Below are 22,194 nucleotides of genomic sequence, written 5' to 3' on the forward strand. Positions count from 1 at the left end.
TTGATCAGTTTGTTGCCTTTAATCATTGTCGTGGAAGCAGGCCTCAACGTAATTCATGGCGGCCTGGATGGAGGGGATCGCACGGAAGTCCTCGTGCACCCCTAGCCAGACGTCCACCATCAACGGGTCTGCAAGCTCAAGCCGGCAAAGCTGTGAGCTATTTTGCACTGCGAAGCTGGGCAGCAGCGCAATGCCCACGCCGGCCTCGGCTGCCCGAACCTGCAGCTCGACCGTTTTTGCTTTGAGGACGCATGGACGATCCCCGACAATTTTTTTTAGCCAGTCATTTTGAGGAAGGGTCATGGCTTCGGCTTCGTAGCCGATGAACTCATATTGCTCCGGAGAACGGTCTTGCAGATAGGCCTTGGCGCCATAGAATGAAAAGGAGGCCGAACCTATCCGGCGCGCGACAATTCCAATTTGGCGAGGCTTGGCGAAGCGAATGCACAGATGTGTCTGGCACTTGGACAGAGACGAATATTGGCTATCGCCTAGAAGACGCAAAACTATGTTCGGATGCGTTGACCGGAAACGTCCCAGGCTGGGTATCAGTTTCTCGGAGGTAACGGAAGGCGGGGCGCTGACCGTCACCTCGACAACTTGCTGGGTTTGCGCGGCCGCGACAGCCAGGCGTTCAATCGCCTCCGTTTGAGTCTCGATCTGTTTTCCCAGGTCTGCGAGTTTGCGCCCGACCGTTGTAAGTTCGTACAGGCGCTTTCTACGATCAACTAATTTTACGCTGAGTGATTTTTCTAGCGCCGCGATACGTCGAGACACGGTAGCATGCTCGACGCCCAAGACACGCGCCGCTCCACTCAAGGAGTTCACTTGGGAGAACGCCACGAAGTAACGAAGGTCTTCCCAGTTTAAATGTGCTGTTTGACAGGATATAGCTGGCTCTGCATTCGACGCGATTCTATTCCTGGATGCTATATTCATTTAATATTTCCTTATATCAATAGCAACGGTAAAAAATGTCGGGCACAACCGACGGCGTAGTAATTATCCAGTCAGGCTCAATGCTGGATAAGTCCTATTGGATCCAATGTGGAAACTGAATCGCATCGATGTTATGTGTTTGCGCAGGGTCTATGTGCGTCGCAAATGTCAGATCACAAAGGACAAAACTGTCCGATATTTTGGTGACTCGCGTTGTGTTTTTCTGGTAGGGGGGGCGATGCAATTGGCAGCTGTCGAGCGGCGATAGGAGGTTACCGCGTCATCGGAGTGCGCTGAAGTGTAGTGCTTAATTTCCAAACCGCAGAAACCACAAAGCCCCGCATTGCGGGGCTTCGAGATATGGTGCCGGCACCAGGAGTCGAACCCGGGACCTACTGATTACAAGTCAGTTGCTCTACCAACTGAGCTATACCGGCGTGTTAGGGCGACGATTATAGCGATTGGAAAGGTTCTGTAAACCCCTGAATTCTGACTATTTTTGCAAAATCGGAAGTTTCTCTCGATTAGGGCGTTTTCCCTGTGTTTTCACAGGTTGAAAAGGACTTGCATAGTTCGGGTCCAGCTCCAGGCAGCAGACGAACGCCGATAGGTTCAAGCATCGCTTGGGCAGACCTCCCTCCTAACCTGATACTCGTTGCCGAACACGCCAAAACAGCCCGCATAAGGCGCCCGTTATGCGCGTGGCGCCAGATGCTTATGCACAATCGGTTGGTAATAGCTGTCACGAAACAGCCATTTTGTGCAGCAGTTCTCAACACGCTGCAACTGCCTGTTTTGTGTGCACTTTATTTTGTGAACAAAAAATGACCAGATTGGCTTTTGGTGTGAAGGGCCGGTATCTACGGCCTCTGTAAAGAATTCATCAACAGAGTTATCCACAGGTCGCGTGTAGGATTTTTTGCCCTTTATTGGCGCTCGGCCAGCACCATCAAGTTGCGAGGAGTCAACGACGATTCGCAGAAGCTGCCTACCTCGACGTTGTAGCCCTGGTCCACCATAAACAGGGCCCGATCCAGCACCAACCACAGTTCCAATGGGCGTCGAAACAAGCCTCTCACGAGTTCCAGGTTGCGCACCTCGGCCAGGCGCTGCCAGCCGTGGGCCTCAAGTGCCGGCCAATTCTGTTTGTCTGTGGATAAGCCTTTGAGGCTTGCCAGTTCTTGGCAATAGTCGGCAAAGGGTTTATCTAGCCAACTGGCGGGCAGGGAGGGTGTTGGCAGGTAGTCGTCGCAGCCACGCAGTTGACGTTGCAGTTGGTCAAAGCCCAGGCGTCGGGCCATGGAGGTGTCTCGTTGTTGGCGTACGCGGTTGCCGGCGGTGACGGTTTCGCTCAGGGGCAGGCCGAGGTCGTCAATCGACAGTTGTAGCAGGGAGGCGCGCCCAGCGGCGGAGAGGGCCTGATAACTGTCGGCGGTGATGCGGTTGTAGCAGCAGGGCGCCAGGGCCAGTTGTTTGCAACCGACGGCGCTGGCCAGTTGCAACAGGCGCACGTGCAGGTCACCGCAGGCATGCAGGGCGACGGGGGTGTGTTCAGGCTGGATCGCTACATCCGCCATCACGTCTTGGAGGTGATGGGTTGCGGGCAGGCCGTGGCGATCACTCAAGGCTTGGCCGGAGGCGATCAGGGCGGGGTCGTATTCCAGGCAGGTCAGATGTTGGCCGGGTTGCAGCAGGCGGCGGCCTAGGTGGCCTTTGCCGGCGCACCAGTCCAGCCAGTGGGCAGGCGTTTGGGTAAAGGTCAGCGCGGCGCCGAAGGCTTCGATCTGTTGCCATTTGCGCCCGGGCACGTCGACATTCAGGCGATGGCGAGCGGGTTCAAGGGTGTGTGTGGGCAACTTATCCACAGTGCCGAGGCGCAGCGCGTGAGCGGCCAGCTGTGGAAAAGGGGCGGGCGCGGGCAGGTGGTGAGGTTGGTTGTGACTGGCTTCGGCCTCGGCCAGTGAACGCTGGCGCAGCCATTGGGATAACGCAGGGAGCTCGGTTTCCCAGGGCAACTGTAACTGGGTAAAGGGCCGTGGTCGCCACAGCCCTTGGTGTTCAGTCAGGAATGCATCTAGCTCCTGGAAGCGTGCCTCAACGTCCTTGGCACGCATCGACGCGCAGCCATTTTTCCAGCAGTTTGAAGCCGCGCACCAGCACGTAGGCCATCAGCAGGTAGAACAGCCCGGCGGCGAAGAAGATCTCGACCGGCAGGTAGGTGCGGGCAATGATGGTGCGCGCCATGCCGGTCAGTTCCAGCAGGGTCACGGTGCTGGCCAGGGCGCTGGCCTTGAGCATCAGGATCACTTCGTTGCTGTAGGCCGGCAGGCCGATGCGCGAGGCGCGGGGCAGGATGATGTAGAACAGCGTCTTGGGCTTGGACATGCCCAGGGCGCGCGCCGCTTCGATTTCGCCAGGCGGTATGGCCTGGATCGCGCCCCGCAGGATCTCGGCAATGTAGGCGGCGGTGTGCAGGGTCATGGTGGCGGTGGCGCACCAGAACGGGTCTCGCAGGTACGGCCACATGAAGCTGTTGCGCACGGCATCGAACTGCGCCAGGCCGTAGTACACCAAAAACAACTGCACCAGCAGCGGTGTGCCACGGAAGAAGAAAATGTAGCCATAGGGCAGGGCACTCACGTACCAGCGGCGCGAAGAGCGGGCGATGCCCAGTGGGATCGCCAGCAGCAGGCCGGCGATCACGGCGATTGCCACCAGCTCCAGGGTCAGTGTGGCGCCCTGGGCCAACTTCGGCAGCCACTTGATGATCACGGCCCAGTTCAGGCCCAGGTCAAAGTGCGATAACCAGCTGTAGTCGCCGCTCATTGGGTGCTCCTTGCAAAGCCGCGGGCGGCGCGTTTTTCCAGAAAGTGCATGCTGGTCATCGCCAGTACGGTCAGGCCCAGGTACATGAATGCGGCGACCATGAAGAAGGTGAACGGTTGCTTGGTCACGGTCACGCCGATCTGCGCGTGGCGCATGATTTCTTCCAGGCCGATCACCGACACCAGCGCGGTGTCTTTCATCAGGATCATGAACAGGTTGCCCAGGCCCGGTAGGGCGATACGCCACATCTGCGGCATGATCAGCCGGGTGAAAATCCGAAACTTCGACAGCCCCAACGCCACGCCGGCTTCGCGGTGGCCCTTGGGAATGGCGAGGATCGCGCCGCGAAACACTTCCGTTGCGTAAGCGCCGAAGCACAGGCCCAGGGCGATGACGCCGGCGGCGAAGGCACTCAGCGACAGGTCGGGGTTGCCGAAGAACTCACCGAGCGCACGCATCAGATTGACGGTGCCGAAGTAAATCAGCAGCACCCACAGCAGCTCGGGAATACCGCGAACGATGGTCGAATACGCGCCGCCCAGCCATTGCAGTGGCTTGTACGGGGAAGTCTTGGCCAAGGCGCCGGCAAGGCCGAGCAGCAGCCCCAGGCACAGGGCCGTGAGCGCCAGTTTGACGGTCATCAGCGCGCCGGCGGCGAGGGCCGGCCCGAATCCGTAGAGATCGAAATTCATGGTGTTTTCATATCGCGGCAGGCATTGCTAAAAGCCGACGCGCTCACAAGAGCGCGTCGGGCAGGCCGTTCAGATCATTCGATGCTGAACGGGAAGTACTTGTCGTTGATCTTCTTGTAGGTGCCGTCTTCCTTGATCTCTGCCAGGGCTTTGTTCAGGCGCTCGCGCAGTGGATCGCCTTTGCGTACGGCGATACCGATCTTGTCGCTTTCTACAACAGGCTCACCTTTGAATTCATATTTGGAGCCGGCTTCGCTTTTGAGCCACTCATACTGCACGTACTTATCCGCCAGGATGCCATCGACACGGCCGGAGGTCAGGTCGAGGTAGGCGTTTTCCTGGGTGTCGTACAGGGTGATCTTGACGTTGTAGTCGTCTTCCATATTGCGGTCGTCCAGCCAGGTACCGGCCAGGGTTGCGCGTTGGGCACCGATGGTCTTGCCGCCGAGATAAGCTTTATCGGTCTTGAAGTCGGTGGTCTTGGGCGCAATGAACTGCAGCTTGTTGGAGTAGTACGGGTCGGTGAAGTCCACTGCCTGCTTGCGTTCGTCGGTGATCGACAGCGAGGACACCAGGAAGTCGAACTTCTTGGCGTTCAGGGCCGGGATGATGCCGTCCCAGTCGGACACATACACTTCGCACTTCTCGACTTTCATCTTGGCGCACAGGGCGTCGCCGATGTCTTTGTCGAAGCCGACAACGTTGCCGCTGGCGTCTTTATTGTTGAATGGCGGGTAGGCCGCTTCGATCCCCATCTTCAAGGTTTCTGCCATGGCTGTGGCGCTGAACGCCATCGAGACGGCCGCGGCCAGAAGGAATTTTTTATAGTTCTGCATGCATGTTGCTCCGTTAGCGGTTGCTGGACATGAATTGTTTGCAGCGCGCCGAAAGCGGGTTTTCAAATACCTGCTGTGGCGATCCTTGCTCCTCGACCAGGCCCTGGTGCAAAAACACCACTTCGCTGGATACCTGACGGGCGAAGCCCATTTCGTGGGTGACCAGCAGCATGGTGCGGCCTTCTTCGGCCAGTGCGCGGATCACATTAAGTACTTCCTGGACCATTTCCGGGTCAAGCGCAGAAGTCGGCTCGTCGAACAGAATGACTTTAGGCTGCATCGCCAGGGTACGCGCAATCGCCGCGCGTTGTTGTTGGCCGCCAGAGAGCTGGGCAGGGTAGGCGTGGCGCTTGTCGGCGATCCCGACCTTGGCCAGCAGGGCCTCGGCCACTTCTATGGCTTCGGCCTTGCTCTGGCCGAGCACGCGGCGAGGGGCCTCGATGATGTTGTCGAGGATGGTCATGTGCGGCCATAGGTTAAAGTTTTGAAACACAAACCCGATTTCGCTGCGCAGGCGGTTGATCTGCTTGCCGTCGGCTGCCATCAGTTCGCCGTTTTTCGCGGCCTTGAGCTTGAGTTCTTCGCCGGCCACCAGGATCTGGCCCTGATGCGGGTTTTCCAGCAGGTTGATGCAGCGCAGGAAGGTGGACTTGCCGGAACCGGAGGAACCCAGGATCGAGATCACATCGCCGTCGCGAGCGGTCAGCGAGATACCTTTGAGTACCTCAAGCTCACCATAGCGTTTATGCAAGTTGCGGATTTCAAGCGCGGGCGTGGCCTGGGCCATGTGCGGTCCTCATTGTGTTCGTTGCGATCTTCGCTGTTGGGCCGCCTTCCTGGCGAGGCGCCAAGCTAGCATAGCGTTTGGACGACAGCCAACAGCGCTGCGGACGGTTAACCGGTGGCCTGCGGCAGGGTGTCGCATCGGCGCAGCAGTGTGTCGCGCCATCAACAACCTACAGACGTTTGACCCGGAAAGATCCACAGGCTTCGCGTAAAAAAGGGCGCGATGGTGCCAGCTTTGGCCGGGTGTTGGAAGGGTTAACCCGGCAAACGGTCCATATCAGCCCGCTTATGGGGCGTCACGTACTTTTTGTGTGTGTTTTTGGTGCGTCGGTGCGCCGTGAATGTGAGTCGCACGGTAACGCTATAGCGGAATGCCATTGTTCTCAATGACTTGCGATGGGTGGCGAATTGTCCTACAGCCCCCGTCAACTGTGGCTCTGAAATATTTTGGCGCAAATCTTGCGTAAAAAATAAAGAACGCCCTGTTGGATTCTTTTCACGAGAAAGGCTACAAGCCGGGCGAACCGTTTTCGCAATTCCTCGCAAAGGTGTGTCAATGAGTAGTACGCAAAGCTCCAATGACCTCGAACAGGGGCTCAAACCGCGTCACGTCACCATGCTGTCGATTGCCGGTGTCATCGGCGCCGGTTTGTTTGTCGGCTCCGGCCATGCGATCGCTGCTGCCGGCCCGGCTGTACTGTTGGCCTATGCAGCCGCCGGCACGCTGGTGGTCTTGGTGATGCGCATGCTGGCCGAGATGGCCGTTGCGTCACCGGATACCGGTTCGTTCTCTACCTATGCCGACCGGGCAATCGGCCACTGGGCCGGTTTCACCATCGGCTGGCTGTACTGGTGGTTCTGGGTGCTGGTGATTCCGCTGGAAGCCAACGCGGCGGCGACCATCCTGCACGCCTGGTTCCCCGACGTGGCGATCTGGGTGTTCACCCTGGTGATTACCTTGTTGCTCACCGCAACCAACCTGTTCAGCGTGAAAAACTACGGTGAATTCGAGTTCTGGTTTGCATTGATCAAGGTCGTTGCGATCGTCGGCTTTGTGATCCTCGGCCTCGCCGCGATCTTCGGCTTCTTGCCTACCAGCCAGGTCAGCGGTGTTTCGCACCTGTTCGATACCCAAGGGTTCATGCCCAACGGCATGGGCGCGGTATTGGCAGCGATCCTGACCACTATGTTCTCGTTCATGGGCACCGAGATTGTCACCATCGCCGCCGCCGAATCGAAGAACCCAGGCCAGCAAATCACCAAGGCCACCAATTCGGTGATCTGGCGGATTGGTTTGTTCTACCTGTTGTCGATCTTCATCGTGGTATCCCTGGTGCCTTGGAACGATCCGACCCTGGCGGCCGTAGGTTCCTACCAGACTGTGCTGGAACGCATGGGCATTCCGAACGCCAAGCTGATTGTCGACCTGGTGGTGCTGGTTGCCGTGACCAGCTGCCTCAACTCGGCGCTGTACACCGCGTCGCGCATGCTGTTCTCCCTGGGCCGTCGCGGTGACGCACCGGCCGTGGCCAAGCGTACCAACAAGAGCGGCACGCCTTACTGGGCGGTGTTGCTGTCTACCGGTGCTGCGTTCCTGGCGGTATTCGCTAACTACGTCGCCCCGGCGGCGGTGTTCGAATTCCTGCTGGCCAGCTCTGGCGCCATCGCGTTGTTGGTGTACCTGGTGATTGCCGTGTCGCAGCTGCGCATGCGCCAGAAGCGAACGGCGGCGGGCGAGAAGATCGTCTTCAAGATGTGGCTGTTCCCAGGCCTGACGTACGCGGTAATGGTGTTTATCGTCGGTACGTTGACCATCATGCTGTTCCAGGAAGCGCACCGGGTCGAGATCATCGCCACCGGGGTTCTGAGCTTGCTGGTGGTATTGGCGGGGTTGGTGGTGGCGAGCCGTCGCAAGGCCCAAAGAGTGGGGGCTGCGGCGCTTAACTGATACGCCGCTATTCAAACTGTGGGAGCGGGCTTGCTCGCGAATGCATTCTGACAGTCATTCAATTATTGACTGGTCTAGCGCATTCGCGAGCAAGCCCGCTCCCACATTTTTGTTTGGTGTTAGTCGGGGGCGTTGGCCAGGGCCTGGGACGCCGCCACGTAATCGGCCTGGAACTGCGGCGACTCAATCCACGCCAGCGCGGCGGCCTCATCATCGCTGTCTGTCGCCCACTGCCGATACTCGATCAGCGCCGCCAGGATAAAGTCGGTCGCTTCCTCTTCGCCTTCCTGCTCCAGCACCAACGCCAGCAACGGGTGGGCCAGGAACACCGCACACAGGGCCTGCTGGCTGATCTCGCCGGCGGTACGCATTTCGACGAACAGTTCAGTCAAATCCACCGACTCAAGGTCGATGCGGCTGTCGTCGCCCGCGAAAGCATCCGGTTTGTGCGCCACGGCGCGCTGGGTACGGTTTTGCTTGGCCTTGGCTTTTGCCCGGTGGGCGCGTTTTTGCTGCTTGTTTGGCGAGGCCATGGGCTCGACGTCCTTGGGGTCTGGGTCTAGAGGGTGTATTGAAGCGCAGGTTGGGTTAAATCCCAAGGGTTTCCGGGGCGGCAGTGATTGCTGTAATGCTCGACCTTATCTGCGCGGATACTTAGGCTGACAGTCTATTGACCCACCAGAGCTCGCCCATGACCCGTGACACCCTGGAACACCATCAGGTCCCGATCTACTTCGTTGCCGTCTTTGTGGCCGTCACGTTTGGCCTGCTCTGGCCCTTGTCGGCGCAGGGCCTCAGCCTTTGGGTGACACCTGCCATCGCCGTGCTGATGTATGCGATGTTTTTGCAAATTCCCTTTCTTGAGCTGCGCCAAGCCGTGGGCAATAAGCGTTTCATGGCGGCCTTGCTGTTGGCCAATTTCATCCTGGTGCCCTTGCTGGTGTGGGGGTTGACCCGCGGCCTGGTGGAACGCCCGGCGTTGCTGGTGGGCGCTCTGCTGGTGTTGCTGACGCCCTGTATCGACTATGTGGTGGTGTTTACCCATATCGGCAAGGGCGATTCGCGGTCGATGCTGGCGGCAACACCGCTGCTGCTGTTGCTGCAACTGCTGTTGTTGCCGGTCTACCTGGGGCTAATGTTGGGCGAGCAATCCTCCGTGGTGGTGGATGCAGGGCCTTTTGTCGAGGCGTTCGTGGGGTTGATTGTGCTGCCGATGCTTCTGGCGGTCCTGACCAGCGCTCTCGCGCGGCGTTCGAGCGCTATTGGACGTTGGAACAGTGCCTGGGCGTGGATGCCGGTGCCGGCAATGGCGTTGGTGTTGTTTGTAGTGCTGGCTTCGCACATCACGGCGGTGGTACGGGATATCAATTTGTTGCTGCCAGTCATTCCGGTCTACGTGGCCTTTGTGTTGCTGGCGCCGTTGACGGGCATTGTGGCTGCGCGGCTGTTCGCACTGCCAGCGTTGACGGCACGGGCGGTGACCTTCAGTGCGTCGACCCGTAACTCGCTGGTGGTTTTGCCATTGGCGCTGGCCCTGCCGGAGGATGTGCGCGGCTTGGCCGCAACGGTGGTGATCCTGCAAACCCTGATCGAGTTGGTTGCCGAGTTGGCCTACGTCCGCCTGATCCCTGCCGTGGTGTGGCCCACCAGCCGGTAACTGCGTGAATGTTCAGGTCTGTTCAGGCGCTATTCAGGGACACGTTCGGCACCATACGCCAGCGCTTCCCACCTGACAGGTCACCCGATGGATCATCGCAACCGTTTTCGCCTGGAGTCACTGGGTATTTTCCTGGTCGCTCTCTTGTTATTCACAGTGGGCATTTGGGATCAGCAGCCCCAGGGGTTTGACGGGCGTTGGGCGCTGTTCCTGCAGGAAATGTATCGCCATGGCGCGAGTCTTTTCCCCACCACCTACGGCCAGCCCTACGCGGATTACCCCGGCACCGCGACCTTCTTCAGTTATGTCTTCGCCCGCTTGTTCGATGCGCCGAACCACCTGGCGAATGTGCTGCCCACGGCGCTCGCCTCGGCGGGGGTGATCGCGCTGATGTACCGCCTGCTGGCACCCTACAGCCGTGCTTGGGCGCTGCTGACAGTGCTGCTCACACTGCTCACCGCCCAGTTGCTCGAAAAGTCGCGCTCGGTGTGCCTGGATCAGATGGTCGCGTTGTTATGCGTGGGCAGTTTCTACCTGCTGCACACCGGCGAGCGCCTCGGGTCACGGCTGAGGCAACTGGCGGTGTTCCCGTTGTTCATCCTCGGGTTTGCGATACGGGGGCCGCTGGGGTTGATTGAGGTCTGCGCGGTGGTATGTGTGTATTGGGCGTTGGGCAACCCTCTGGAGCGTGTCCGGCAGGTGCTGAGCCACGGCGTTGTCGGCCTGGTGCTGCTCGCAGCGTGCTGGTGGCTTCTGATGAAGCTTGCGCGGTTCAGTGGTGGCGCTGCGTTTGCCGATGAGGTCTTCAGGATGCAAGTCGGTGGGCGTCTGGATGAGTCGGGTGAGCCGTTTTACTTTTACTTCCAACTGAGCTTGTACCGCTACTTCCCGGTGGTACCCCTGGCATTTGCGAGCCTGTTTGCGTTGCGCCATCGCTGGCCCGAGCGTTGGGCCAATGAGCACCTGCAATTGCTGGTGCGCTTGGGGGGCTGCGGCTTGATAATTCTGCTTGGCCTGTCGGTACCGCATTTCAAGCGCGCTTATTACATCCTGCCGATGGTGCCGATGTTTGCGGCTGTCGCTGCCTATGGGCTGCTTCACGCGCAAGGCTGGCTGGTGGGCGTGCGCCGTTGCTATGAATGGCTGGTCGCGGCGCTGCCGACGTTGTGCGTGGTGGTGTTGTTTGTGTGCCGACACGCCTGGCACAAGCAGGGCTACTGGCCGCAGATTTCCTTGCCGTTGATGATCGGCGTGCTGGTGGTGCTGCAAGCCGCAGCGTTGATTGCCTGGCAGCGAGCATGGCGGTTGGTGTGGCTCAGTCTGATCGCCCTGGCGGCGCAATGGCTGTTGCTGGTGACGGTGATAGAACCGGCCAAGGACCTGCAATTCGACACCCGGCGGTTTGTCAGCCAGGTGGAGGCGTTGCGCGAGGCTCAGCCGGGCCCTTTGGTGTTTGTCGACCTGGCGCGGGACACCTGGGCTGTGCGCTACATGATGAACCTGGATCACGATGAACAGCCGCTGTTTGTCGGGCGTCACGAGCTTGAGAAGCTGGCGGCGCTGCCCCGGCCTTCCTGGGTGATTGTGTCGCGCAAGGAGACTGCGCTGTTGAAGAGGTCGCCGGTGGAGCACCTGGCACCGAGCTATCAAGGGCGTTTGAATGACAACCCGTTGATGGTGTTTTTGCTCAAGTAAGGAGGCCCTTGAGCCAAGGGCCTGCCGAGCAGCTGATTACTTGCAACGGAAGCTTTCAGGCATCGTGACCGTGTAATTGCGCTGCACACGGTCCTGGAAATTCAGGTTCTGCAAACCCTGCTGTACCAGAAAGGCTTCGACCTTGGCGGCTTGGCAATCGTCGTTATAGGACGACGCCCGTAGCAGGTAGACCGCGCGCCTGCTCGCTTCATCGCGAGCGGTGACCCGGAAGGTGGTAAGCGTGGTGTAGCCGGTGCGCTCCGAAGTTCCTACCGGGCCGTAGGAGGTGTTTGGGGTGCTAGTGCAGGTCAGTTGGTCGGTCTTTTTCTTGTTCTTCTTGCATTGGGTGGTGGTGCTGTTTGCCACTTGCCCGTATTCGGTAGCGGTGTAGCGATAAGTCACCTGCTTGCTATCGACATCCAGGGTGACGGTCATTTTGATCGGCGCGTGGTTCTTGGGCAGCGTGGTATCGGTAAAAACATTGCCAAAGCCCTGGTCCTGCATGGCGCGGACCATGTCGCGCAGGTAGTAGCGGGCATTGAGCGAGTTTTCATCGCTGCCGCCCGTGGAGGTCACCAACACGGTTGCCTGTCGGTCAAATTGATAATCGGGATCAGGCGTCGCGTTGATTGCTACGTCCAACTGCGTGGCACACCCACTGAGCAGGGCGGTCAGTATGAATAGGGTGCAAAGCAAGAAGCGGGTCATGAAAAAACCTTACAACTGAGAATTGGGTAAAGGCTGAACGATTGAACCCAGAGAAAAATAACCAGCACGGAGGATAAAAGCCTGATGGCTTTCCTCTGCCAATCGCAGGCACTAGGCCACTAAGGATACAGGGCAGCGGTCCTGGTCGTCATGGCGCCCGTGGTTATTCCGCCTTCTGGGGGGCTGGCAACCATCCACCACCGTCTTCGAATTTCTCGATCAGGAAGTCCACAAAGACCCGCAACTTGGGCACGGCAAACTTGCTCGGCAAGAAAATCGCATGAATGCTGTCGCCGAACGTACCCTCTGCAATGTACTTGGGCAAAATCACGCTAAGGCTGCCCTTGCGCAAATCGTCGGCGATGGAGAACGTGGGCAGCAAGCCTATGCCCACACCTTCCATCACGGCCTGCCTCACCGACTCACTGCTGTTGACACAGAAACGCCCTGATACGCGCACTTCGGTCACTTCGCCGTCGCGAAGAAAACGCCAGGATGCTTCCCGCGCCAGGCCATTGATCAAGCAGTTATGTGCGGCCAAATCACCGAGAGTGGCGATGGGGGAGTGGCTGCTTAAATAACCGGGTGTTGCACATAACACGTAATCGAGTTTGGCCAAGCGTCGCGCTATAAAACTGTCCACGGGCGTACTGGTCAGGCGTATCGCAATATCGAACCCCTCTTCGACAATATCCACATAGCGGTCGCTCAAGGAGAGCGTGACGCTGATATCGGGGTAGGCGTTGAGGAATTGCCCAACCAGGTTGCTCAAGTGGAGATTGCCAAAGGCAACCGATGTGGTGACCCGCAGGTGGCCCCGGGGCGCTGATTGCAAGCTCTCGACCGAGTTGAGTAAGGCGCCGGTTTCCTCGGTAATCCGAACACCGTGCTGATAGGCAAGTTCTCCCGCTTCTGTGAGCGCCAGGCTTCGCGTGGTGCGGTTTAACAACTTGGCCCCGAGCGTTTCCTCAAGCCTGCGCATTTGTTTGCTGACGGTTGAGGTGGTCGAACCGAAGAAACGGGCCGCTTTGGAGAAACTTTTCAGTTCGACAACTTTAACGAAAACAAAGACATCCGAAATATTATCTGAGAAAGATTCCATTGTTTCTCCAGAGGACACAGGCTTGTTCTTTTTGGCCGTATTGTGCGCAGCGGGTGGGTTAAATACTTTGAATTCTCTAGCGGTTAAACCTTGGAGGATTCATGAAAGCCCTGACCAGAAGTTTCAATATTGCCCTGCCCGTCACTCTACTGCCTTTGCTCTTCATCGTCATGTGGAGTTCCGGTTATGTCGTTGGCAAAGTGGCACTCCCCTTTGTGGGGCCCTACACCCTGATCTTCATTCGCTTTGCCAGTGCCGCGCTGATCCTGCTGGGCGTGGCGCTTGCGACTAAAGCCCCGTGGCCGAAAACCCGCGCTCAGTTCGGCCATCTGGTGGTGGTGGGCATCTTGATCCAGGCGCTTCAGTTTGCTGGCCTGTACATGGGGCTGGATCTGGGCGTGTCGGCTGCTGTGGCCGCGCTGATTGTCGGCACGATGCCGGTGTTTACCGCGTTGGGCGCCACTCGGTTTCTTAACGAAAAAGTCAGTCGTGTCGAGTGGCTCGGCTTGGTGGGCGGATTGTTCGGTGTCGCCCTGGTGGTCTATGAACAGCTGGGTGTAAGTGCAACGGCGAGCCTGACAGGTTACTTGTGCGTAGTGCTGGCACTGGTTGGCATCACGGCCGGCAGCCTGTATCAGAAGAAATACTGCACCGGCATGGACTTACGCACGGGTGGTTTTATCCAGTTGGCCACGGCCTCTTTCGTGATGTTCTTTCTCGCCGACCACTTTGAAAATCTAGCGGTTCAGTGGACCCCAACAATGATCTTCGCGTCCGGTTGGTTGTCACTGGTCAACTCTATTGGCGCTATCAGCATCCTCTACATCCTCATGCGCAAAGGTGAGGCGAGCAAAGTAGCAGGCCTGTTCCATCTTATTCCCGCAGTAACAGCCTTAATGGGCTTTGTATTCCTCGGTGAATCGTTCAGTGCAATTAACGCTGTAGGTTTTGCGATTACCGCACTGGCTGTTTATGCGTGCACCCATGTCAAGAAGTGAGCTCAACGTTTAACCACCCCTATCTAACGCCTCTTTATCCAGCGAACAAGGAAGTATCATGCATACCGGACAAATCCTTAAAGATGTACTCAACGCAGTACGCAGCAAAGAAGCCTTGCCGTGGGTGCCCTATACCGCCAATGGCCGAACCAAGACCGATATCGTGCATTTGTACCAAGGCCCGGAAGTGGATGGGCCATCAGCGGCCCTGGTACGTTATCAGCCGGGTGCCCGTACCCAGCGCCACCTTCATCCTGGCTACGAACTGATTTTCGTGCTCGATGGCGTGCTGCATAACGATGCCGGTGCACACCCAGCCGGCACGCTTGAAGTCTGCCCGCCTGACAGTGAGCATGCGCTGTGGAGCGATGAAGGCTGCACCTTCCTGGTAGTGTGGGAAAAGCCCGTGCAGACCGTTTCCCTGGCGCAGGCGCAGGCATGATGGGCGCCCTCAATAGCGGCTTCAACGTCCAGGCTCCCCCGGCGACGCTCGCAGCGGCCTCGTTCGGCAGTGATTATGTGATGGAGCCTAAGCGCGTCATTACCGCCAGCCAGGCGGCGGCCCTGGTACCCGATAATTGCACGATCACCACTGGGGGGTTCGGCAGTTGTGGGCACCCAGACTTGCTCACCGAAGCACTGGCGGCGCGTTTTGCCGCTACCGCACAACCATCGGACCTGACCCTGGTTTTTGCGGCCGGCCAGGGTGACAAGGCCAGCCGTGGGCTTAATCAACTGGCTGTCAAAGGCCTGCTGAAAAAGGTGATCGGAGGCTACTGGGCGCTTGCACCGTCGATAGGCCAGATGGCACTGCGTGGTGAAATCCAAGCGCACAACTGGCCTCAGGGCGTGATAAGCCACCTGTTCCGCTCAATCGCCGGGGGCAAAAGTGGGGTGCTCTCAGGGATTGGCTTGCACACCTTTATCGACCCCAGGCAGGAGGGGGGCAAAGTCGGCCCGGCTACGACTGAAGAGCTGATCTCAGTGGTAAACGTTGGGGGGCGTGAAGAACTTTTCTATCCGTCGATGCCCATCAATGTCGCCTTTTTGCGCGGAAGCCGAGCAGATGTCGACGGCAATATCAGCATGGAGGACGAAGCCAACTTTCAGGACAGCCTCGCCCAGGCGCAGGCCGTTCACAATTGCGGCGGTATCGTCATCGTGCAAGTGATGGAATTGGTCGACCGTAACTCGCTCGATCCTCAGGCGATCCGTATTCCGGGGATCTTTGTTGATTATCTGGTTTTATCCACACCAGACACACATTGGCAAACCTACGGTGAGGTCAGAAACAACACCTATACCGGGCGGTCGCGCTCCGATACCGCAGTCACGCCGTTACCGCTGTGCGCCAAAAAAATCGTCGCGCGCCGAGCCTTGTATGAAATAGCCCGGTACAACGCGCCGATCGTTAACCTGGGTATTGGCACCCCGGAGTACATTGCAAGGGTGGCGAGCGAGGAGCGCTGCTCCGCCCATGTGCTTACTGTCGAGTCCGGGGTTATCGGTGGCACGCCTGCTCGCGGGCTGTCATTCGGCGCTTCGAGCAACCCTCAAGCGATTCTCGATCAAGCCAGCCAGTTCGACTTCTATGACGGTGGCGGAATCGATCTGGCCTTCCTCGGGTTTGGTCAGGCCGACAGCCGTGGCAATGTCAACATCAGTCGATTCGGCGGGCGGCTCAACGGTGTCGGTGGTTTTATCAACATTTCGCAAAGCGCCAAGCGCGTGGTGTTTTGTGGAACCTTCACGGCCGGTGGTCTGGAGCTGGGGTTTGAATCCGGGCAGTTAAGCATTGAGCGTGAAGGGGGTATCACCAAGTTTATCCAGGCCGTTGAGCACATGAGCTTCAATGCCGCCCATGCGCAATCACGCAACTGCCCGATTCTGTTCATCACTGAACGGGCTGTGCTCGTATTGAAGGACGGCCGCTTGATACTCAAGGAAGTTGCGCCGGGTATCGACATCGAGCGCGATATTCTCGCTCGCAGTACGGCCGATATCATCGTGGCTGACCACGTGGAGTTGATGCCTGCGTCGATTTTTCTGCATCAGCCGCTCTCTGTCACAGACAAGTACTGGCGTTCGCGTGACTAACTCATCATTTCATTGATGGCTCTTCATTCTTCGCACTACGCGTTTTGGAAAACACCATGAAAAAAATAACAATTGCCATAGTGGGCGGTGGTTCTGTCGGCGTCGCATATTTTACGCAACTCATTGATGAAGCTGTTCGTCAGGGGCTGAGTCATCATTTGGATGTGCTGATCTTTGAGTCACAGAAAACACCTGGGCCGGGTTATGCGTACCAGGCCGACTTCGAGTGCAACTTGCTCAACACGCGAGCCGACGCCATGTCTGCGGTGGCAGGCGACAAGCGGCATTTTATTCGCTGGCTGGAACAGCATGGCGCAGATCAGGCGATCGATTTTCCACAAACAGTCATCGACGATCACGCCTTCCTGCCGCGCAGCCTGTTCGGCAGATACCTGGCACATCAGTATGAGCAGACGATGGCCGTGGCCCGCGCCCATGGCATTAAGGTCACCGCAGTGACCTCAACCGTCACAGACTTGATCTCACTGTCTGACCAGCGCCCTTGCATTGATACCGAGAGCGGCGTGGCCTACGTGGCGGATCGGGTTGTCCTCAGCATGGGAAACCTGCCATCGACGCGGTTTACTCAGCTCAATGACGTGGCTGGCTTCGTGCGCACCCCATACCCAACCCGGGACATGGTGCGCAACATACCGGCCAACGCGTCGGTGTGTGTGCTAGGGACCGGACTGTCGGCCATTGACACTGTGCTCTCACTGACGGAAGCCGGGCACCAGGGAAAAATTGTCATGGCATCGCGCACCGGCCGTCTGCCCAGCGTGCGCGGTACCTTTAATCGGCCTCATACATTGACTCATCTGACCCGGGCCCACATCGATAACTTCTGTGATGCAAATGGTGGCCAGCTCAAGCTGCATGACGTCTTTACGATGTTGCTGCGTGAGATCGAGGAGGTTACCGGTGACGCCTTGGACTTGACGCGCATCTTGAATTCGGGCGCCGGTGTGTTGGACTACATAACGTCCGAAATCATCCAGGCAGACAATGCCGAGCGTCTGTGGCAGTCGGTCATTTACTCGACCAACTCCATTATCGATTATGTCTGGCATCGCCTGTCTCGCGACGACAAGCAGGTATTTCAGACGACATTCGGCAGTCTCTGGTCTTCTTACCGAGTCTCGGTGCCGGTCAAAAATGCCCATAAGTTGCAGGCGTTGCTGAAGGCTGATCGCCTACTGGTACTCGGCGGCGTCAGCCAGGTCACTTACAACCAGGCTTCAAAGGTCTTTGAGACGCGCATTGACGACCGTCGCAGCGCATTCCGTACCGTCATCGAAAGTGAATATGTCATTAACGCCACCGGGTACTCCGTTCAGGTGGAGCAGTCTGACGTGCCGCTCGTGGTGAATTTGCTCCGTCGCAAGTTGGCCAAGCCCAATGAGTTCGGCGGCTTTGAGTTGGACTTCGAGACAGGAAGGTTGGTGGGTGCAGCCGGTGAGGCCTGGCCGCATGTCTCGGTGCTTGGCAGCCTGGCCGCTGGCACGTATTTCTGGACGAATGCGATGGACGTCAATGTCAGGTTGGCCCGGCGTCAGGTTGAAGATGCGCTCAGCGTATTGTCAGGCAGCATTTCTCACGCGGCGTTGCCTTCGGCGCGAGCGCCTCGTCGTCGCTCTGTCACTCGAAGAGGTCGTACGGCCTCCGCGTCGGCGAGCACCAGGCAGAGTAGGCGCTACGGCCTGAAGGCTGCTCAGGGGAACGCAAGCGTGCTTGGGTCACCCGTGCGAGGGGAACTGGCGTCGCCGACGACTCAGCTGGTCTGAGGGCGCTTTGAGCCTGGCCATTTAAATCAAGCCCGCGCAGATCGTTTCGGCTCCGGGACCTGAAGCCGGTTGAATCGCAGGCAATAAAAAACCCCAAGGAACATTGTTCCTTGGGGTTTCTCGGTATTTTGGTGCCCAGAGACGGAATCGAACCGCCGACACGGGGATTTTCAATCCCCTGCTCTACCGACTGAGCTATCTGGGCAACGGGGCGCATTAAACGGGTTTTTCAGGGGGTCGTCAAGCAAGTTTTCAAAAAATATTTAATTATTACCGTCGCTTACGTGCAGACCCCGGTTTTTGATCAATTATTGAGCAGGTGGGACGTAGCCTTCGGCCTGGGCGTATTCCTCGCCGGAAAAGAACTTGTCCATTTCGCCGGCCAGGTATTTGCGGTCTTCGGCGTTCATCATGTTCAGGCGTTTTTCGTTGATCAGCAGAGTCTGGTGTTTCAACCAGTCGCCCCAGGCTTTGGCCGAGACGTGGTCGTAAATGTCCTGGCCCTTGGCACCTGGGTAAGGAGGGCGTTCCAGGGCTGGCAGTTCTTCTTTGTACTTGCGGCACATAACGGTGCGGGTCATGACGAAACTCCTGCGTTCAATACGTCGGCCGCGCGCTTCAGCAGTTTTTTCACCGGGGCGGCAAGGCCCAGGCGCGGCGGGGTGGCGAGGTTATACCAGAGCCAGTCGGCCTCGGCCACGTGATGGGCGGATTCCTCGACCTGGACCAGCCAGGGTTCGATGGCCAGCTGGAAGTGGCTGAAGGTGTGGATCAGCCCCGGCAGTTCCTGATGCTTGCCCAGCGCCAGCGCGTGCTGGTTGGCGAGGTGATCCAAGTCTTGCAGGTCGTCCAGCTCCGGCAAGCTCCACAAGCCGCCCCACAAGCCCGTGGACGGGCGACGGTAAAGCAGGATCGCGCCCTCGGCGTTCGCCAGCATGGGCATCAGCGTGCGCTTTTGCGGGATGGTCTTGCGCGGCTTGGGGATCGGGTAGCGCGTCTCCAGCCCGAGCATGTGGGCTTCGCAGCCTTTTTCCAGCGGGCACAGCAGGCAACTGGGTTTGCTGCGGGTGCACAGGGTGGCGCCCATGTCCATCATGGCCTGGGTGTAGGCGTTGACGCGTTCAAAGGGCGTGAAGCGCTCTGCAGTGGCCCACAGCTGCTTGGCCACCTTGGGCTCGCCCGGGTAACCCTCTTGCGCGGTAAAGCGCGCCAGTACGCGTTTGACGTTGCCGTCGAGGATCGGTGCGCGCAGGCCCATGCTCAGGCTGGCAATCGCGCCAGCGGTCGACAGGCCGATACCTGGCAGCCCGGTGAGTTTCTCCACGTCGCGAGGGAATTCGCCGCCGTATTCGGCCACCACGATCTTCGCGGTCTTTTGCAGGTTGCGCGCCCGGGTGTAGTAGCCCAGGCCCGTCCACAGGTGCAGCACTTCATCTTCCGGCGCGGCGGCCAGGGCTTCGACCGTCGGCAAGGACGCCATGAACCGGTCGAAGTAGTTGAGCACGGTGCTGACCTGGGTCTGTTGCAGCATGATCTCCGACACCCACACCCGGTAAGGGGTGATGCCCTGTTGCCAGGGCAGGTCGTGGCGGCCATGGCGGTCGTACCAGTCCAGTACCGCTTGTGAAAACTGCTCGCTTCTCATCGGTTGAACAGGCCTTTCAATGCGTCTTTGAGCTTGGGGTTAACCTTGTCGAGCTTTTCTTCCAGCTTCTCGTTAAGGCGATTGCCGGCCGCCTTGAGGGCGACCTGGCCCAGGCCGTCCTTGTCCAGGCGGCAGGCCTTGGCGCCCAGCTCAAGCGGGCCACGGCAACGCAGCGGCACCTCAATGCCCTGGAAGTTGGAGCCGACCTGGCAGGCCGGGTCCGGCACGTCGCGCTTGTCGCCTTCGACGATGATGCCCACGCGGTAGTCCATGCCCAGCACGCGCAAATCCACATCACCGTTGCCGTTGAGGGTCAGGCCGGGGATGCGCACTTTCAGGTCGGGGTTGCTGGCCACGCCGTTACGGAACGTGAGGTTGCCGCGCAGCTCCTGGAAGGGCGTGTCCTTGCCGCCTGGCGTGGTGCTCAGGGTCTTGCGGTTGAGCAGGGCGATGCCGGTACACAGTTGCTGCTCGATGTTGGCATTGAGCAACACGCCGTTGTTGATCACGAGGCTGGCGGTGCCGTTGAGGCTGTCGATCAGCGCTTTCTGGCTGTTGCCACGGCCGTTGAGGTTGCTGTCGAGGGTGAGCTGGCCTTTGACCGGCGGGGTTTTCCCTTGGGCCTGCAGGATGCGTTCAACAGGCACCTGCTTGATGTGGCTTTGCAGGGCCAGTACGGGCGTGTCCTGGCGTACGTCGAGTGTGCCGTTGGCCTGGAACGTGCCGTTATAGAGCCCGCCGCTTAGGGTGTCGAGCGTGAGTTGGCCATCAATGCCGGAGGCTTTGAGCACCGCGTTCTGAATGGGCAGCTGGCTCAGGGTCAGCTCGCCAAAGGCCAGGTCTGCATTCACGTCCAGGCTGCGCAGGCGGGTCAGCGGTAGCAGTTTGTCGTTGCTCCAGGCGCCTTTGGTCGGCGCCTCCGGCAATGGCGTGTTGCCGCCTGCGGCCATGGCGCCGGCTTCGCTGCTCTGTACTTCGGCCTGGCGTGCGGCGGTTGCACCTTTGGCAGCTTCGGATTTGGCCGGCAGGTAATTGTCGGCATTGAAGGTATCGCCCTTGAGCTGCACACGCAGGGACTGCTTGGCGAAATCATCCACGGCGACACGGCCGGTGAAGGTGCTGCCATCGAGCTTCAGGTTCAGGTCTTCCAGGGCGACGCTGGTGGGCGTGCCCTTGAGGCGGCTCACCAGCTCGACCTTGCTCAGGCTACCGGGGGCCATGGCAGGCAACGGATGACCGACGCTTTCAAGAAACTTGGCCAGGTCAAACTGGGCGACCGACAGGGCGCCGCTGATCTGCGGGGTCTTGTCCAGGTCATTGGCCTTCAGTTCGCCCAAGGCGCGCAGTTGGTTGGCCGCCAGTTTCAGGTTGGTCCATTCGGCGACATTGGCCGCCAGGTCCACCAGCAATTGGCCTTGGGTGGAGAAGCTCACCGTTTTGCCCTGCAACGGCTCACCAGTGGCCTCGCCACTAAAGCGCATGTCTTCGAACTGATAACGCTTGAGCGCACGCTGGATGCGCAAGTTGCCGTTCAGCTCAGTCTTGACCCGCATCAGCGGCTGGTTGCTGCCCAGGAAGGCCGTGAGTTTCAGCGGGATGCTGGCGCCTTCGTGGATGGCACCGGCACTCAGCTGGATGCTTTCGGCACTCAGGTGCTTGCCGGTCTGTTCATCGGTGTATTCGACGCGGGCGTTGTTGATGGTCAGGCTGTCGATGTCCAGGCGGATCGGCTGCGGTGGCTTTTCCGGCTTGGTTTCAGCCACGGGTTCGACCGGCGCGGGAGCGGGGGTGCCTGTGGTTTCGTCGGGCAGGTTCTTGCCGATGTCTTCCCAGTTGCCGTGGCCTTGCTTGTCGCGGTTCAGGCGCAGGTTCAGGCCCTCGACACGCACATCGCTCATCTGCACTTCGCGGCGCAGCAGCGGCAGTACGCGTACCGACAGGCCGAGCATCTGCAAGTCGGCAAAGGGTTGAGTCGGTGCGGTCAGGGTCGCGACGCTGGCTTCGTGAAGCTCCAGGCCCAGCCAGGGGAACAGGCTCCAGCCGATATCGCCATTGAGCGTCAGCTCGATGTGGGCCTTGTCGCGGGCTATCTGGCGAATTTCTTCTTTGTAGTCGTTGGGATCGAAAAGGTGGGTCAGGGCAAAGCCGAGCGCCACAATGATCAGCAACAGCCCGAGAAGTACCAGACCCAGGATTTTGCCGAACGCTTTCATGGGCGAGTCCTTGTATGTCGATTTCAAAATGTAGCCGCAGAGTATAACGCCCGACGGCCTGCGTCAGTTCACGGATCGTTACATTGTATCCATGGGCGCGGAAATAGGATTTTGACGTCAGAAAAGTACAGATAATCCAAAAAAGGTAGTGGCAGTTTGATTTTTCTGTCATCCACTGGTGCTAATCTCTGCACGTTCGTCCGCCTTCTGCGACTTAACGTCGCGCCTAAAAGGGAGCTTCACTCAACGAAACGGCCACGCTTTGCGT

Annotated in this window: 19 protein-coding genes and 2 tRNA genes; 7 read left to right on the forward strand and 14 right to left on the reverse strand. The window is 58.8% G+C overall.

The window, feature by feature from the left end; all coding sequences use genetic code 11:
* Positions 1-18: 18 nt before the first annotated feature.
* From N2A98_RS01630 to N2A98_RS01660, 7 genes are all read right to left on the reverse strand, one after another.
* The gene (locus N2A98_RS01630) at positions 19-939 is read right to left on the reverse strand and encodes a LysR family transcriptional regulator (protein WP_275622942.1); all 921 of its coding nucleotides are present in this window, start codon (positions 937-939) and stop codon (positions 19-21) included.
* Positions 940-1,300: 361 nt separating this feature from the next.
* Positions 1,301-1,376, reverse strand: a tRNA-Thr gene (locus N2A98_RS01635).
* 489 nt (positions 1,377-1,865) lie between these two features.
* Positions 1,866-3,053: a methyltransferase gene (locus tag N2A98_RS01640; protein ID WP_275622943.1), complete on the reverse strand. Its 1,188-nt coding sequence runs from the start codon at positions 3,051-3,053 to the stop codon at positions 1,866-1,868.
* A complete protein-coding gene (locus N2A98_RS01645; RefSeq protein ID WP_032803763.1) occupies positions 3,034-3,723 on the reverse strand; it encodes an ABC transporter permease in 690 nt (229 codons plus the stop codon). Before N2A98_RS01645 ends, N2A98_RS01640 begins: the two co-directional genes overlap by 20 nt.
* Before the next feature lie 38 nt (positions 3,724-3,761).
* Entirely contained in the window at positions 3,762-4,457 is a 696-nt protein-coding gene (locus tag N2A98_RS01650) for an ABC transporter permease (protein ID WP_044270592.1), read from the reverse strand.
* A 74-nt stretch (positions 4,458-4,531) separates the two neighbouring features.
* Positions 4,532-5,293 (reverse strand): transporter substrate-binding domain-containing protein, encoded by a 762-nt coding sequence (locus tag N2A98_RS01655; protein WP_044270594.1) that lies wholly within the window; start codon positions 5,291-5,293, stop codon positions 4,532-4,534.
* A gap of 13 nt (positions 5,294-5,306) precedes the next feature.
* On the reverse strand, positions 5,307-6,080 hold the full coding sequence (locus N2A98_RS01660) for an ABC transporter ATP-binding protein (protein ID WP_044270596.1): 774 nt from the start codon (positions 6,078-6,080) through the stop codon (positions 5,307-5,309).
* Between the two features lie 555 nt (positions 6,081-6,635).
* Between N2A98_RS01660 and gabP the strand changes: the two genes are divergently transcribed.
* A complete protein-coding gene (gene gabP, locus N2A98_RS01665; protein WP_003187762.1) occupies positions 6,636-8,027 on the forward strand; it encodes a GABA permease in 1,392 nt (463 codons plus the stop codon).
* Positions 8,028-8,146: 119 nt separating this feature from the next.
* Here gabP and N2A98_RS01670 read toward each other — a convergent pair whose 3' ends face one another.
* Positions 8,147-8,560: a hypothetical protein gene (locus N2A98_RS01670; protein ID WP_014716505.1), complete on the reverse strand. Its 414-nt coding sequence runs from the start codon at positions 8,558-8,560 to the stop codon at positions 8,147-8,149.
* Between the two features lie 158 nt (positions 8,561-8,718).
* Here N2A98_RS01670 and N2A98_RS01675 point away from each other — a divergent pair, with 158 nt between their 5' ends.
* Positions 8,719-9,684: an arsenic resistance protein gene (locus tag N2A98_RS01675; RefSeq protein WP_275622944.1), complete on the forward strand. Its 966-nt coding sequence runs from the start codon at positions 8,719-8,721 to the stop codon at positions 9,682-9,684.
* Positions 9,685-9,771: 87 nt separating this feature from the next.
* Complete coding sequence (locus tag N2A98_RS01680; protein WP_275622945.1) at positions 9,772-11,379, forward strand: hypothetical protein; 1,608 nt, start codon at positions 9,772-9,774, stop codon at positions 11,377-11,379.
* A gap of 36 nt (positions 11,380-11,415) precedes the next feature.
* Here N2A98_RS01680 and N2A98_RS01685 read toward each other — a convergent pair whose 3' ends face one another.
* Together N2A98_RS01685 and N2A98_RS01690 are read right to left on the reverse strand one after the other, a co-directional pair.
* Positions 11,416-12,087: a hypothetical protein gene (locus N2A98_RS01685; protein WP_044270606.1), complete on the reverse strand. Its 672-nt coding sequence runs from the start codon at positions 12,085-12,087 to the stop codon at positions 11,416-11,418.
* A gap of 163 nt (positions 12,088-12,250) precedes the next feature.
* Positions 12,251-13,189: a LysR family transcriptional regulator gene (locus N2A98_RS01690; RefSeq protein WP_044270607.1), complete on the reverse strand. Its 939-nt coding sequence runs from the start codon at positions 13,187-13,189 to the stop codon at positions 12,251-12,253.
* Positions 13,190-13,290: 101 nt separating this feature from the next.
* On the opposite strand from N2A98_RS01690, the gene N2A98_RS01695 reads away from it, so the two are divergent.
* The 4 genes from N2A98_RS01695 to N2A98_RS01710 are packed head-to-tail and all read left to right on the forward strand — an operon-like array spanning position 13,291 to position 18,068.
* A complete protein-coding gene (locus tag N2A98_RS01695) occupies positions 13,291-14,187 on the forward strand; it encodes an EamA family transporter (protein WP_275622946.1) in 897 nt (298 codons plus the stop codon).
* 58 nt (positions 14,188-14,245) lie between these two features.
* The gene (locus N2A98_RS01700) at positions 14,246-14,629 is read left to right on the forward strand and encodes a cupin domain-containing protein (RefSeq protein ID WP_032894038.1); all 384 of its coding nucleotides are present in this window, start codon (positions 14,246-14,248) and stop codon (positions 14,627-14,629) included.
* Positions 14,626-16,284, forward strand: a complete 1,659-nt coding sequence (locus tag N2A98_RS01705; RefSeq protein ID WP_078802325.1) for a CoA-transferase — start codon at positions 14,626-14,628, stop codon at positions 16,282-16,284. The genes N2A98_RS01700 and N2A98_RS01705 overlap by 4 nt, the downstream gene beginning before the upstream one ends.
* A 56-nt stretch (positions 16,285-16,340) precedes the next feature.
* Positions 16,341-18,068, forward strand: a complete 1,728-nt coding sequence (locus N2A98_RS01710; protein WP_275622947.1) for an FAD/NAD(P)-binding protein — start codon at positions 16,341-16,343, stop codon at positions 18,066-18,068.
* Positions 18,069-18,197: 129 nt separating this feature from the next.
* Here N2A98_RS01710 and N2A98_RS01715 read toward each other — a convergent pair.
* The 4 genes from N2A98_RS01715 to N2A98_RS01730 all read right to left on the reverse strand — a co-directional run bounded on the left by N2A98_RS01715 (position 18,198) and on the right by N2A98_RS01730 (position 21,926).
* Positions 18,198-18,273 (reverse strand) — tRNA-Phe (locus N2A98_RS01715).
* 103 nt (positions 18,274-18,376) lie between these two features.
* Positions 18,377-18,649: an oxidative damage protection protein gene (locus N2A98_RS01720; RefSeq protein ID WP_017529562.1), complete on the reverse strand. Its 273-nt coding sequence runs from the start codon at positions 18,647-18,649 to the stop codon at positions 18,377-18,379.
* A complete protein-coding gene (gene mutY, locus N2A98_RS01725; protein ID WP_275622948.1) occupies positions 18,646-19,713 on the reverse strand; it encodes an A/G-specific adenine glycosylase in 1,068 nt (355 codons plus the stop codon). Before mutY ends, N2A98_RS01720 begins: the two co-directional genes overlap by 4 nt.
* Positions 19,710-21,926, reverse strand: a complete 2,217-nt coding sequence (locus tag N2A98_RS01730) for an AsmA family protein (RefSeq protein WP_275622949.1) — start codon at positions 21,924-21,926, stop codon at positions 19,710-19,712. The genes mutY and N2A98_RS01730 overlap by 4 nt, the downstream gene beginning before the upstream one ends.
* Positions 21,927-22,194: the final 268 nt, after the last annotated feature.

Source organism: Pseudomonas sp. FJ2-5-13, from assembly GCF_029201605.1.
In the GTDB taxonomy this organism is placed as follows: domain Bacteria; phylum Pseudomonadota; class Gammaproteobacteria; order Pseudomonadales; family Pseudomonadaceae; genus Aquipseudomonas; species Aquipseudomonas lactis.